Below are 12,859 nucleotides of genomic sequence, written 5' to 3'. Positions count from 1 at the left end.
TTCCCCCCGGCCTCGGGGTCCTTTCCTGTCCGGGGGCGGGTGCTCACCTCACCCGGCCGCGGTGGTCCCGTCCCCCGCCGCCGGGCCGTTCCCCGCGGTGCGGGCCTGCTCCCGCGCCGCGCCGGCCGGCGTCGTCGCGGCACGGGTCAGCCGGGCGCCCAGGGCCCGGGCCCGGGCCGCCAGCTCGGGCGGGCCGTGCACGGTGAAGTCGCAGCCCACCAGGGCCAGCCGGAACACCAGCCACTCCGTCGAGTACGACGAGCGCAGCCGCAGCAGACAGGACGCCTCACCCGTCGCCTCCGGCATCCCGAACGACTCCGGCAGCCGAGCCCTCACCAGCGCCGCCGGGGCGTCGAACCCCACCTCGGCCTCGTACTTCTCAGGCGGTGCGACGCCATGGCTCAGCAGCGCCTCCGCACCCGCCGCCGGCAGTTCCCTGGGGGTGAACCGGGCACCCGTCGCCAGCGGTTCCGAGACCCGGTCCACCCGGAAGGTCCGCCAGTCCTCCCGTACCGTGTCGTACGCCACCAGATACCACCGGTAGCCCGTGGAGATCAGCCGGTACGGCTCCACCAGCCGCTTGGTCGGGGTGCCGTCGGCCGACCGGTAGTCGAAGCGCAGTTGCTCCTCCCCGCTCGCCGCGCCCGCGATGGCCGTCAGGGTGCGGGGGTCGATCGTCGCGCCGTCGCCCTGGGTCAGCGGGATCGTGGCGGCCTGGAGGGCGTTCACCCGATACCGCAGCCGGGACGGCAACACCTGTTCGAGCTTGGCCAGCGCCCGCACCGACGCCTCCTCGACGCCCTCGATCGCATGGCCCGCCCCCGCCCGGAGCCCGACGGCTATCGCGACGGCCTCCTCGTCGTCCAGCAGCAGCGGGGGCATCGCCGCCCCCGCGACGAGCCGGTACCCGCCGACCGCGCCCCGGGTCGCCTCGACCGGATAGCCCAGATCGCGCAGCCGGTCGATATCGCGGCGGATGGTCCGTTTGCTCACCTCCAGGCGCTGGGCCAGTTCACTGCCGGGCCACTCACGCGGGGTCTGGAGAAGGGAGAGCAGATTCAGCAGCCGTGCCGGAGTGTCCGTCATAACCACCAGGATGCCCGCGAATGAGGACCGCTTCCGGCCTAAACGAGTCCTAGGGTCGCTCTCATGAGCCCACAGAGCCAACAGCCGACCGTGCCCGGAACAGCTGTGCCGGACACGCCATCGGACCGGCGACGATGGATCGCCCTCGCGATCATCATGACCGCCGCCTTCATGGACCTGGTCGACGTCACCATCGTGAACATCGCGATCCCCAGCATCGAGCAGGACCTCGGTGCCTCCTTCAGCTCCATCCAGTGGATCACCGCGGGGTATGCGCTGGCCTTCGCCGCCGGGCTGATCACGGGCGGCCGGCTCGGCGACATCCACGGCCGCCGGCGGATCTTCCTCATCGGCGTCGCCGGCTTCACCGCGGCCTCCGCGCTCTGCGGACTCGCCATGAGCGCCGAGGTGCTCGTCGCCGCCAGGCTCCTCCAGGGCGCGATGGCCGCGCTGATGGTGCCGCAGGTGCTGGCGATCGTCCACACCACGTTCCCGCCGCACGAGCGCGGCAAGGTCTTCGGGCTCTTCGGCGCGGTCGTCGGCCTGGGCGCGGTCTCCGGTCCGCTGCTCGGGGCGCTGCTGACGGAGTGGGACCTCTTCGGTCTCGCCTGGCGGCCTATCTTCCTGATCAACCTTCCGGTGGGGGTGGCCGCGCTGATCCTCGGCCGGATCTACATCGTGGAGTCCCGTGCCCCGAAGGCGCTCAAGCTCGATCTGCCCGGGGTCGCCCTGGTCGTCACGGCACTGCTGATGCTGATCTACCCGCTGACCCGGGGCCGTGAGCTGGGCTGGCCGCTCTGGGGGCATCTGTGCATGGCGGCCAGCCCGCTGGTGTTCGCCCTCTTCGTGGTCTACGAGCGGTACAAGACACGCAAGGACGGCTCCCCGCTGGTCGAACTGTCGCTGTTCCGGATCAAGAGCTTCGCCGCCGGTATCGCCGTCCAGCTCACCTTCGGTGTGGTCCTCGGGGTGTTCTTCCTGGTCTGGACGCTCTATATGCAGATCGGCCTGGGCTGGAGCGCCCTGCGGGCCGGGCTGACGGGTGTGCCGTTCTCGATCGCCGTGTCCCTGGCGGCCGGGGTGTCGGTGCAGAAGCTGGTGCCGCGCTTCGGCCGGAAGGTGCTCCAGGCGGGCGTGGCCACGATGGCCGCGGGAATACTGCTCTACAGCTGGCAGGCCGAGCACTACGGCAGCGGGATCGAGCCCTGGCAGATGATGGGGCCACTGGTGCTGATGGGGCTCGGCATGGGGCTGATCGTGGCGCCGCTGACCAACGCGGTGCTCGCCGAGGTGCCGCGCCGGCACGCCGGTTCGGCGTCCGGGCTGATCAACACGGTGGGACAGACGGGCAACGCGCTCGGTCTCGGGCTGGTGTCCGTGGTCTTCTTCGGCGCCATGAACGGCTCGGTGGGCGACGGCTTCTCCGAGCACTCGGGAGCGGGCGGCGAGGCCGGGGCCGGTACGGCGGCCGGGGACGGGGCCGCGCGGGAAGCGCTCGCCGAGGCGTTCGGAGGCGCGTTCCAGAACTCCATGTGGTGGGTCTCGGGGATACTGCTGGGGATCTTCCTGCTGATGTTCGCGCTGCCGGCGCACCCGGAGCACCGCCCTGAGGGCACCGAGCCCGACGGACCGGGAGAGGGCCGCGAACGGGAGCCGGTGCTGGCGCACTGACCGGTCGCGGAAACGGGCTCACCCCGGAAGGGACGGCTCCGGCATCGATGTCATCGCACCCGTGCGCGCAGCTCCATCGCTTCGCGCGCGGTGTGCTCGGCGCCGTAGACCTCGCACATGTGGCGGCCGTCCGGGGTGGCGGTGTGCTCCACCTCCCACAGACTGGTCTCGACTCCGTCGAGCAGGAGGAACGCGTGCTCGTAGAGGGTGAAGCCCGCGTCCTTGCCCGCCACCCGGCACTGCCGGGCGGAGACCTGGGTGATGTGGTGCGCGAACGCGGAGCGCAGCATCCTCGCCGTCTTCTCGCCCGGCCGGTCCGCGTTCTCCGCGCGGCGGAGGACGCGCCGGGCGTGGTCCGCCGAATTGTCCGGGACATACATCCGGGGGAGCGCCGCCGGGGGTGCGGACATCAGCCCGGCGAGCAGCGCGAAGTCGGCGTCGAGATCCGCCTCCAGCCCGATCGGGCCGGTGCGCCCGCGATCCGCCGGGTCGCGGTCGGCCGGGTCGCGGTCGGCGGGATCGGAGAGCTCCGGCCCGTCGGTGAACCCGGCGGTGCGGAACGCCGACAGCGCACCGCTCCCCGGCTCGCCCGAGTCGGCGAACCCGGGGAAGCCCGCGGGCAGCCGGGACGCCGCCAGCCGCACCTCCGACTCCTCCGTGTACAGCTCGTGCTGCTCGGGATGGTCGGCGCCACTGCTGTGGACCAGCTCCCAGAGCACGAGCGAGCTGCCGTCGCTCAGCAGATACGCGTGCCGGTAGGTCGCGCGGTCCAGCGAGCCGCTGTGGTGCGAGGAGTGCAGCGAACTCGCGTGAGCCAGCGCCGACTCCAGCCGCTCGACCGTGGCATCGGGCAGATCGAAGGAGTTCAGCGCCCGACCCAGGAGTCGTTCGAGGTGTGTCTCGGTTGTCTCATACGGATCGTTCAAGGTGGGTCTCCAGGCCGTCGCCACAAGTAACTCGTTGATTGCTAAAAGTAGCCCCTCGGTCTGACACCTCGTCCAGTCGTTGCGAAAAACGAAGCAAGTCTTTGTGAAGTTCCCCGGATCGCCTCAACGGGCATAGCGCGTGCATCAGTTGATGTCGTACAGCTCCCGATACGAGGGAAAGACCCCGCCGGGTCCGCTCGTACCGGTGGCCGTCAGCACCGCCCGCACAATCGCCCGGCTGACCACATCCGCGCCCGCGGCCAGCACTTCGTTGAGCGCGAGAGGATTCCCGGCGGCCAGTTCCACCCCGTCGGTGGCGAGCGCGAAGACCGTGTCACCGTCGTTGAGAAGGTGTACCGGCCGCACGGCGCGCGCGATGCCGTCGTGCGCCGTCCCCGCGAGCTTCTGCGCCTGCGCACGGGTGAGACGGGCGTCGGTCGCGACCACGGCGAGGGTGGTGTTCAGGGGCGGCGGCCCGCTCGCCGACCGCGCCCGCTCCAGCCGCCGCAGCGCCTCCCGGTGCACCCCGGGCGCGGGCGGGGGCACCCCTTCCCCGGCGTCCGTCCCGTACAGGCCGCCCGTGCGCGGATTCATCACCGAGCCCACCGCGTTGACCACGACCAGGGCCGCCACCGTGGCGCCCGAGTCCGCCAGGACCGTGCTCGCCGTGCCCACCCCGCCCTTGAGCCCGCCGGCGACCGCGCCCGTGCCCGCTCCGACGGAACCGGTCTCCACCGGTGCGCCGGACGGCCGGCGGGCCGCGTCCTCGATCGCGGCCCGTCCGGTGGAGGCGTCGGGCCGGGCCCGCCAGTCCCCGCCGCGCCCCAGGTCGAAGACGCAGGCGGCCGGAACCACGGGCACCACCCGCCCCGGCCCGCCGACCGGGACACCCCGGCCCCGCTCCTCCAGCCAGGCCATCACCCCGCCCGCCGCGTCCAGGCCGTACGCGCTGCCGCCGGTCAGCACGACGGCATCGATCCGCTGGACCAGATTGCGCGGATCGAGCGCATCGGTCTCCCGCGTCCCCGGGCCCCCGCCCCGCACATCCACGGCGGCGATCGCCCCGCCCTCCGGCGCCAGGACGACGGTGGTCCCGCTCAGCGCTCCCGCGCCCGGCACCCGCGCGTGGCCGACCCGCAGCCCGGCCACATCCGTCAGCCCGTCCCTCGGGCCGTCCGCCGGCCCCGCCCGCCCGCTGCCGGGGGCGCGCGCCGTGTCCGCTCCGCCACCCGTCCCTGTGTCGCTCATGCGCACTGCGTATCACGGGACCTGCCGGACGGGTACGGCAGGACGCGAGCGGTGGCTCAGCGCGACACCGACCGCGACCGTCGCCGCCGCGACCAGCCCGGCCGCGAGCACCGCGAGACCACCCGCGAAGGAGCAGCCCAGGATCGCCGCGGACGCCACCGGCAGGGGCAGCTGCCGCACCACGCCGTGCTTGAAGTGCCGCGCGTGCAGCAGCCAGACCATCAGCAGAAACACCGCCGTGGGCACGGTGACGGCGGAGGCCGCCGCGAAGGAGGAGACCGGCGCCACACCCACCCCGTGCTCGACCGCCACCTCGATGCCCGCGCCGATCGCGGCGGCCGAACCGAAGATCAGCACATGGCCGTACCCCCAGGGGAGTGCCTGCCGGTTGGAGATCAGCCGCTCGTGCGCCGGCACCGCGAAGTAGATCCACCACGCGGAGAAGATGATCAGAAGCCCTCCGGCGGCGATGGGCAGCAGCTCGCCGACCGCCTCGTGCTCGTCCAGCGCCGACTGCACGGCCACCGTGCTGCCGGCCATCGTCTCGCCCAGCACGATCAGGGTGAAGAGCCCGTACCGCTCCGCGATGTGCCGCGCGTGCCACGGCGTCTCCCGGTGCCGCTCGGCCAGCGGGGGCACCAGCAGCTCGCCCACGACCACGATCGGGAACAGCCAGTGCCGGGAGCCCTGCGAGGCGAGGAGCAGCACCACCCAGGCCGCCTGGCAGAGCGCGATGCCGGTCGCATACGTCAGGGCCGTCCTCCGGGCCGGGCCGCGCTCCGCCGCCGCCGCCCGCAGCCACTGGGTGGTCAGCGCCAGCCGCATGATCAGATAGCCGATGACCGCGATCGTCCAGTCGTTGGCGCCGAAGGCGCGCGGCACCCCGGCGGCGTAGACGAGGACTCCCGCGATCTGCACCAGGGTGGCGATCCGGTAGGGGACGTCGTCGCAGTCGTAGGCCGAGGCGAACCAGGTGAAGTTCATCCAGGCCCACCACACGCCGAAGAAGACGAAGCAGTAGCCGATGAACCCGGTGCCCGGGTGACCCTCGGCCAGCGCGTGGACCAGCTGGGCGCCCGACTGGGCGACGGCGACGACGAAGCAGAGATCGAAGAACAGCTCCAGCGGGGTGGCCGCGCGGTGCGGCTCGTCCCGGCGCCGGGGGGTCATGTGCCGCAGCGGCTCGTACGCGTCGCCCTCCGGGCCCGGGGTCTCCGGGTCGGGGCTCTCCCGGCCGGGCACGGAGCGCGAGCCGCCGGTGGTCCCGCCGGTGCCGTTGTTCCCGGAGGTGCCTGAGGGCGTCATGCGTCCAGGACAGCAGAGGTCCCGCCCCCGGGCGACGGGACGCGGGCCCACCAGGTGACCCCCCGTCCGGACGGGCCCCCCGGGCGCCGCCTCCGCCGTACCCTGGAGACATGAGCCCCGCCCCCGCCCCCGGACCGCGAGACGCGAAGCGCCCCCGGCCGGACGCCCCCGAGCCGAGGATCGTCTTCGACGATCCGCTGGACCAGCAGTCCTCGGACGACACGGACCGGGGGTGGGGTGAGCGGCCCTCCCCGAGCGGCGGTGGCGCCGCCGACCTGGCGCGCTTCCTCGACGAGAAGCCGCCCCACCACATCTGAGCCGGGACCGGCCGCGCCCCCTCCGTCCGCCGTGCGCGGGCGGACGGTCCGCCCGGCGGTGCCGCTACAGCCGGTCGGGCCCCGCGCCGGGGCCGGAGCCGAAGCCCGTCCCCGGACCGGAGCCGGGACCCGAGCCGGGCGCGGAGCCCGTGCCGGAGCCACCGCGCGACTGCGCCACCAGCGCGTCGCGGATCTCCTTGAGGACCTCCAGCTCGGACAGCTCCACGATCTCCTTGGTCCCCTCCTTCGCCGCCTCCCTGGCCGCCTTCCGCGCCAGGTACTTCGACATGGGCAGGACCATCAGGAAGTAGACGACCGCGGCGGTGATCAGGAAGGTCAGAATGGCGCCCAGGACCGAACCCCACAGGATCTTGATCCCGTCGACCTCGCCGTTCACCACCTTGCAGGTGCCCTTGAGGCAGGAGCTGTAGGCGTCGAGATCCTTGGTGCCGAAGGCCCCGACCAGCGGGTTGATGACGCCCTTCACCACGGAGTTCACCACTTGGGTGAAGGCCGCGCCGATGACGACGGCCACCGCCAGGTCGATCACATTGCCGCGCATCAGGAAGGCCTTGAAGCCCTCCAGAACGCTGACCTTCTTCTCGCTCACCACTGAGCCTTTCTTCGCATGAACAGGGGACGGAGTGAAACCCTCCGCAACCTACGGCAAGGCCGGGTCGCACTGTCCACTTCACGCGTGCGCGCAGGTGACGGGTCGGCACGTCAGTACGAGCGGGGGCCGCGCCGAGCGGCCCCCTGCCCGGTCCGCCCGGCGCGCTCAGCACAGCGCCACCGCGAGGCCGGCCACCGCGCTCGCCGCGAGCAGTTCGGCGGCGAGCGCGCGCGGGACGGAGAGAACCACCAGCGCGCCGCCCTCGGGGGGACCGGCGGCCCCCGGCACCTCCGCCACCCGGACACCCCTGGCCACCACCCGGGCGCCGGGCACCTCGTGGCGGCCCGCGGCCGGGGCCGGCACGGCGATCACATCCACCCGGTCTCCCGGACGCAGCAGCCGGACCGTCGCCGCGTCGGCGATCCGCACCGGGGCCGACACCAGGGCGGGAGCGGGCCGGGCGGCGCGCTCCCCGGTCGTGGCGGACGCCCCGCCGCCCCTGCCGCGCGCCCCCGCCCCGTCGTCCGATCCGCCTGGGCCGCTGTCCGCGCCCCGGGGGGCCGATGCGGCCAGCGCCGCCGCCGTCAGCGCCACCCCGGCAGCCACGGCCCGCCGCCTGCGGCGCACCGCCCGCCGCAGCCGGTGCGCGCCACCGCGCACCCGGACCGGGGGGAACTGCGGCACCCACGGCTCCGTGCCCGCCCCGTGCGCGGAAGAAGCGGAAGAAGCGGAAGAAGGGGAGGGAGAGTGAGAAGGAAAAGGTGAAGAGGGAGGGGGAGGGGTCATCAGCGCCACCGCCTGTCGTCGAGGAGTCGGCCCGGCCGGTGTCCGCACCGGCCTCGCACCCCTCACGATCCGCTCCCCGCTCCGATCCCGCCGGGGCCTGTGGACGGCCCCCGGTCTGTGGACAACTCCCTCACCCGGAGAGGTGAGGGAGGGCCCGCCACGGCCTCGGTCCCGACTCGGGTTCGGCCCGGTCCCGGCCCGGGTTCGGCCCGGGTTCGGATCAGGGGAGTTCCAGCCCCAGGTCCCAGCCGTCGTGGGCGTTCAGGCACAGGCAGTCCCGCTCACCGGTCGCGGGCAGCGCCCCCACCGCGTCGAAGAGCACCTCCCGCAGCCGCCCCACGTTCTCCCCGAAGACCCGCATCACCTCGGAGTGCGAGACCCCGTCGCCCGTCTCGGTCCCCGCGTCCAGATCCGTCACCAGCGTGAGGGAGGTGTAGCAGAGGGCCAGCTCACGGGCGAGCACCGCCTCCGGGTGGCCCGTCATCCCCACCACCGACCAGCCCGCCGCCGCGTGCCAGCGCGACTCCGCCCGGGTGGAGAACCTCGGCCCCTCTATGACCACCAGCGTCCCGCCGTCCACCGCCTCCCAGGCGCGGCCCCGGGCGGCCTTCAGCGCCACGGCGCGGCCGGCCGGGCAGTACGGGTCGGCGAAGGCGGTGTGCACGACATTCGGGACCACCCCGTCCGCCCGCGCCTCGCCGTCGAAGTAGCTCTGGGCCCGTGACTTCGTACGGTCCACCAGCTGATCGGGCACGAGCAGCGTCCCGGGTCCGTACTCCGCCCGCAGACCGCCCACCGCGCACGGTCCGAGCACCTGCCGCACGCCGACGGAGCGAAGGGCCCACAGGTTGGCGCGGTAGTTGATGCGGTGCGGCGGAATCCGGTGGTCCCGGCCGTGCCGGGGGAGGAAGGCGACCTTCCGGCCGGCCACCTCGCCCAGGAAGAGCGAGTCACTGGGCCTGCCGTAGGGGGTGTCGACCTCGACCTCGGTCACATCCTCCACGAAGGAGTAGAAGCCCGAGCCGCCGATCACACCGATTTCTGCGTTCGCGTTAGCCATGCCGAGCACACTATCGACGGGCCGGAACGCCGAGGACCCCGCCGTGGAAACGGCGGGGTCCCGGGTGAGAACGGTGGGGCGTCAGGCGGCCGAGCTGCCGCTGGAGCTCGTGGAACCCGACGACGACGAAGAAGACGTCGACGAGGAGGACGACGAGGAAGAGGCCGAGGACGAAGCGGGCTTCGCGTCGGACGTCTTCGACGTGGACGACGACGCGGCAGGCGTGCTGCTCGACGACGAGCCCCTGCTGTCGTTGCGGTAGAAGCCGGAGCCCTTGAAGACAATGCCGACCGCGGAGAACACCTTCTTCAGGCGTCCCTCGCAATTCGGGCACACGGTCAGAGCGTCATCGGTGAACTTCTGCACCGCCTCGAGGCCCTCGCCGCATTCGGTGCACTGATACTGGTAGGTCGGCACTGTGTCTTCCTCCTGGCACTCTCACTCAATGAGTGCTAACGACGGTCCATAGTGACGTATTCCGCTGCGTCAGTCCACCGTCACCCGCGCGCGGTGATCCATCCCACTCGCCCCACGGGCCGCGATGAGCCCCGCGGCGCCCGTGGTGTCGCCCTGGGGCGTCAGCCGTGCCCGGAGTGTGACCAGAGTGACCAGTGCGAGCGCGGTTCCCGCCAGCGGCACCACGAAACCGGCGCTCGCGCCGTTCGCGTCGGCGAGCTGACCGGAGATCGTCACGGCCGTCGCCTGGCCCAGGGCGACCGCGCCCGTCAGCCAGGTGAAGGCCTCGGTCCGGGCCGATGCCGGTACCAGCGACTCCACCAGGGTGTACCCGCCGATCAGGGCGGGGGCGATGCAGAGGCCGACCAGCAGGCCGAGCGCGGCGAGCAGGGCGACCGAGTCCACCGCCCAGAGCGCGGAGGCGGCCAGGGTCAGACCCGCGTAGCCGATGATCACCCGCCGGAGGGGGCCGCGCTTCCAGACGATCGCGCCGCAGGCGATACCGGCGAGCATGTTGCCCGCCGCGAAGATCCCGTACAGCAGTCCGTTGACACCCGGGTTGCCGATCTCCTCGCTGAAGGCGGTCAGCGAGACCTGCATGCCCCCGAAGACCGAGCCGATGCCGAGGAAGGTCACCACCAGGACCCGTACGCCCGGGATGGAGAGGGCCGAGACGTGCGGGGCGGAGCCGTGGGCCGAGTCCCGGCGCACCGGCGGCTGGGTGCGCTTCTGCGCGGCGAACAGCAGACCGCCGGTGAGGGTGAGCGCGGCCTCGGCGATGAGGCCGGCCGCCGGGTGGACGCCGGTGCAGAGCGCGGTGGCGAGGACCGGGCCGACCACGAAGGTGAACTCGTCGGTGACCGACTCGAAGGCCGCCGCCGTCTGCATCAGCGGGGAGCCGTCGAGCTTGGCGGCCCAGCGGGCCCGGACCATGGGTCCGACCTGCGGTACGGACGCTCCCGTGGGCACGGCCGCGACGAACAGTGCCCACAGCGGGGCGTCCGCGAGGGCCAGCACGGTGAGGGCCGACACGGAGGCGGTGTGGATCAGGACGCCCGGGAGGAGGACGGCGCGCTGGCCGAAGCGGTCGGCGAGTTTGCCGCTCTGCGGGGCGAAGAGGGCCATCGACACGCCGGTGGCGGCGGCGACGGCGCCGGCGCTGCCGTACGAGCCGGTGGTGTGCTGGACCAGCAGGACGATGCCGATGGTGAGCATCGCGAAGGGCTGCCGGGCGGCGAAGCCCGGGAGCAGGAAGGTCCAGGCGCCGGGGGTGCGGAGCAGTTGCCCGTACCCCGGGCGGGGGTCTTTGGTGACCGTGGACTCCACGGTCCGGCCTTTCTGCCGCCTGGTGGTGTCCCCCGGGGCGGGGGCGACCGAGAGCTGTCCTCTTGCGCGCGGGACTGCGGTAGATACCGGGTACCGGGTCCGGGGGGACGCGTCGGCCGCCATACGGTCGCGCCAGCTCTGCGTCAGGCAGAGGTGGTTCGATCAAGTGCGGCTCCATGGTACAGCTCCCGGGCCTCGCGCTTCGCGGCCCGTCCGTCGCGGTCCCTGTGCCGCAGGGTGCCCGCACGGCGCCGGTCCTGGTCGGGGGCCTGCCCCCGGGCCGTCGCTGCTCAAGCGCCGGAGGGGCTGGGTTTGTCCGGTGTTCGGGGGCGGTTCCTGCGGCGCAGGGTGTGCGCGTGGCGCCGGTCCTGGTCGGGGGTCTGCCCCCCGAACCGCCGCTGCTCAAGCGCCGGAGGCGCTGGGTTTGTCCGGGCTTTCGCTGAAGCCGGGCAAGGCGGTCCTTGGCGGGCGCCTCCCGGGAGGCGCCCGCCAGGGTGCGCGGGCTCTACCCCGTGCCCAGCCAGCCCGCCAGTTTCCCGCCCTGGCCCACCGCGCGCAGCCGTCTCTCCGCGGCGTCGCGGACCGGGTCGGTGGCCACCACGAGGAGTTCGTCGCCGCGGTGGAGCACGGTGGACGGCATCGGGACGAAGCTCCGCTCGTCCCGTACGACCAGCGTCACCGCCGCCCCGGGCGGAAGCCGCAGCTCCGCCACCTCCACCCCGTGCATCCTGGACTCCGCCGGGATCGCCACGGACAGCAGATGCCCCCGCAGCCGCTCCAGCGGAGCCGACTCCACCCCGAGGTCCGACGGCGCGGCCGGCCCGATCTTCAGGGCTCTGGCCAGCCAGGGCAGCGTCGGCCCCTGGATCAGCGTGTAGACCACGACCAGCACGAAGACGATGTTGAAGATCCGGGCGCTGCCCTCCACCCCGCCCACCATGGGGATGGTGGCCAGAATGATGGGCACGGCCCCGCGCAGCCCCGCCCACGACATCAGGATCTGCTCCCGCCGCGGAATGCGGAACGGCAGCAGGCTGAGGAAGACCGACACCGGCCGGGCCACCACCGTCAGCACCAGACCCACGATCACCGCGGGCCAGAAGTCGTCCACCAGCTCGTGCGGGGTCACCAGCAGTCCCAGCAGGACGAACATCCCGATCTGCGCCAGCCAGCCGAGCCCCTCGGCGAACCCCTGGTTGGCGGGGGCGTGCGGCAGTTTCGAGTTCCCGAGGACCATCGAGGCGAGGTAGACCGCGAGGAATCCGCTGCCGTGGGCCATGGCCCCGGCGGCGTACGCCACCACCGCGATGGCCATCACGGCGATCGGGTACAGACCCGACGCCGGCAGCGCCACATGCCGCAGCCCGAAGGCCCCGACGAACCCCGCGGCCAGCCCGATCGCCGCGCCGATCGCCAGCTCCAGCGCGATCTCGCCGACCAGGAGGTACCACTGGTCCACCGGACCGGCGGCCGAGAAGGCCACCACCAGGATCACCACAGGGGCGTCGTTGAAGCCCGACTCCGCCTCCAGCACACCCGTCACCCGGGACGGCAGCGGCACCTTGCGCAGGACGGAGAAGACGGCCGCGGCGTCCGTCGAGGACACCACCGCGCCGATGATCAGCGCCTGCCGCCACTCCAGGCCGACCAGATAGTGCGCCGCCGTGGCGGTGATCCCCACGCTCACGGCCACACCGGCGGTCGAGAGCGCGACGGCAGCGGGCAGCGCGGGTTTCACCTCCTGCCACTTGGTTCCCAGCCCGCCCTCGGCGAGGATCACCACGAGCGCGGCATAGCCGATCACCTGCGTCAGTTCGGCGTCGTTGAACCGGACGTCGAAGATGCCGTCCTGCCCTATGGCGACTCCGATGCCGAGATAGAGCAGGAGGCTGGGGAGTCCGCTGCGCGAGGAGATGCGTACCGCCGCCACGGCGATGAGCAGCACGAGCGAGCAGATGAGCAGGAGTTCGTTGAGCTGCTGGACAGTCAGTGGCCGATCCTTCCCCTGGCGCCTCTACGTGCCGGATCGCTGATCCGGGCGGCGACACTTCGTTACCTTACCTAA

At 72.8% G+C, this 12,859-nt stretch carries 12 protein-coding genes; 2 read left to right on the top strand and 10 right to left on the bottom strand.

The features are described from left to right. Positions 1-48 precede the first annotated feature (48 nt). Positions 49-1,086 carry a helix-turn-helix transcriptional regulator gene (locus ACWCRA_RS24350; protein WP_451068582.1) on the bottom strand — a complete coding sequence of 346 codons (1,038 nt, stop codon included), beginning with the start codon at positions 1,084-1,086 and terminating at the stop codon, positions 49-51. A 63-nt stretch (positions 1,087-1,149) separates the two neighbouring features. Here ACWCRA_RS24350 and ACWCRA_RS24345 point away from each other — a divergent pair, with 63 nt between their 5' ends. Then, a complete protein-coding gene (locus ACWCRA_RS24345) occupies positions 1,150-2,757 on the top strand; it encodes an MFS transporter (RefSeq protein ID WP_451068581.1) in 1,608 nt (535 codons plus the stop codon). Positions 2,758-2,807: 50 nt separating this feature from the next. Here the strand turns inward: ACWCRA_RS24345 and ACWCRA_RS24340 are convergent, their stop codons facing one another. The 3 genes from ACWCRA_RS24340 to ACWCRA_RS24330 form a co-directional block, all read right to left on the bottom strand. Next, positions 2,808-3,683 carry a DUF6227 family protein gene (locus ACWCRA_RS24340; RefSeq protein WP_351546650.1) on the bottom strand — a complete coding sequence of 292 codons (876 nt, stop codon included), beginning with the start codon at positions 3,681-3,683 and terminating at the stop codon, positions 2,808-2,810. Positions 3,684-3,827: 144 nt separating this feature from the next. Continuing rightward, on the bottom strand, positions 3,828-4,931 hold the full coding sequence (locus tag ACWCRA_RS24335) for a P1 family peptidase (protein WP_451068580.1): 1,104 nt from the start codon (positions 4,929-4,931) through the stop codon (positions 3,828-3,830). Positions 4,932-4,943: 12 nt separating this feature from the next. Beyond that, positions 4,944-6,101, bottom strand: coding sequence for a low temperature requirement protein A (locus ACWCRA_RS24330; RefSeq protein WP_451068642.1), 1,158 nt, complete (start codon positions 6,099-6,101; stop codon positions 4,944-4,946). A gap of 245 nt (positions 6,102-6,346) precedes the next feature. On the opposite strand from ACWCRA_RS24330, the gene ACWCRA_RS24325 reads away from it, so the two are divergent. Next, positions 6,347-6,553, top strand: a complete 207-nt coding sequence (locus tag ACWCRA_RS24325) for a hypothetical protein (RefSeq protein ID WP_351546644.1) — start codon at positions 6,347-6,349, stop codon at positions 6,551-6,553. 64 nt (positions 6,554-6,617) lie between these two features. Here ACWCRA_RS24325 and mscL read toward each other — a convergent pair whose 3' ends face one another. From mscL to ACWCRA_RS24295, 6 genes are all read right to left on the bottom strand, one after another. Continuing rightward, positions 6,618-7,163 carry a large conductance mechanosensitive channel protein MscL gene (gene mscL, locus ACWCRA_RS24320; protein ID WP_351546641.1) on the bottom strand — a complete coding sequence of 182 codons (546 nt, stop codon included), beginning with the start codon at positions 7,161-7,163 and terminating at the stop codon, positions 6,618-6,620. Positions 7,164-7,331: 168 nt separating this feature from the next. After that, positions 7,332-7,850, bottom strand: a complete 519-nt coding sequence (locus ACWCRA_RS24315) for a hypothetical protein (RefSeq protein ID WP_351546638.1) — start codon at positions 7,848-7,850, stop codon at positions 7,332-7,334. 322 nt (positions 7,851-8,172) lie between these two features. Then, complete coding sequence (locus tag ACWCRA_RS24310) at positions 8,173-9,012, bottom strand: S-methyl-5'-thioadenosine phosphorylase (RefSeq protein WP_351546635.1); 840 nt, start codon at positions 9,010-9,012, stop codon at positions 8,173-8,175. Between the two features lie 81 nt (positions 9,013-9,093). Next, complete coding sequence (locus ACWCRA_RS24305; protein ID WP_351546632.1) at positions 9,094-9,429, bottom strand: FmdB family zinc ribbon protein; 336 nt, start codon at positions 9,427-9,429, stop codon at positions 9,094-9,096. Between the two features lie 69 nt (positions 9,430-9,498). Continuing rightward, complete coding sequence (locus tag ACWCRA_RS24300; protein WP_451068579.1) at positions 9,499-10,794, bottom strand: MFS transporter; 1,296 nt, start codon at positions 10,792-10,794, stop codon at positions 9,499-9,501. 505 nt (positions 10,795-11,299) lie between these two features. Then, positions 11,300-12,739, bottom strand: a complete 1,440-nt coding sequence (locus ACWCRA_RS24295) for a potassium/proton antiporter (protein WP_351546626.1) — start codon at positions 12,737-12,739, stop codon at positions 11,300-11,302. Positions 12,740-12,859 lie beyond the last annotated feature (120 nt).

The organism is Streptomyces sp. NPDC001889, assembly GCF_053594535.1.
This window is presented reverse-complemented; position numbering and strand designations above follow the sequence as displayed.

Excerpts from the sequence above, each read along its gene's own strand:
- ACWCRA_RS24325 (WP_351546644.1), top strand. The coding sequence starts at position 6,347 with ATGAGCCCCGCCCCCGCCCCCGGACCGCGAGACGCGAAGCGCCCCCGG.
- ACWCRA_RS24310 (WP_351546635.1), bottom strand. The coding sequence starts at position 9,012 with ATGGCTAACGCGAACGCAGAAATCGGTGTGATCGGCGGCTCGGGCTTC.
- ACWCRA_RS24335 (WP_451068580.1), bottom strand. The coding sequence starts at position 4,931 with ATGAGCGACACAGGGACGGGTGGCGGAGCGGACACGGCGCGCGCCCCC.
- ACWCRA_RS24350 (WP_451068582.1), bottom strand. The coding sequence starts at position 1,086 with ATGACGGACACTCCGGCACGGCTGCTGAATCTGCTCTCCCTTCTCCAG.
- ACWCRA_RS24330 (WP_451068642.1), bottom strand. The coding sequence starts at position 6,101 with ATGACCCCCCGGCGCCGGGACGAGCCGCACCGCGCGGCCACCCCGCTG.
- ACWCRA_RS24345 (WP_451068581.1), top strand. The coding sequence starts at position 1,150 with ATGAGCCCACAGAGCCAACAGCCGACCGTGCCCGGAACAGCTGTGCCG.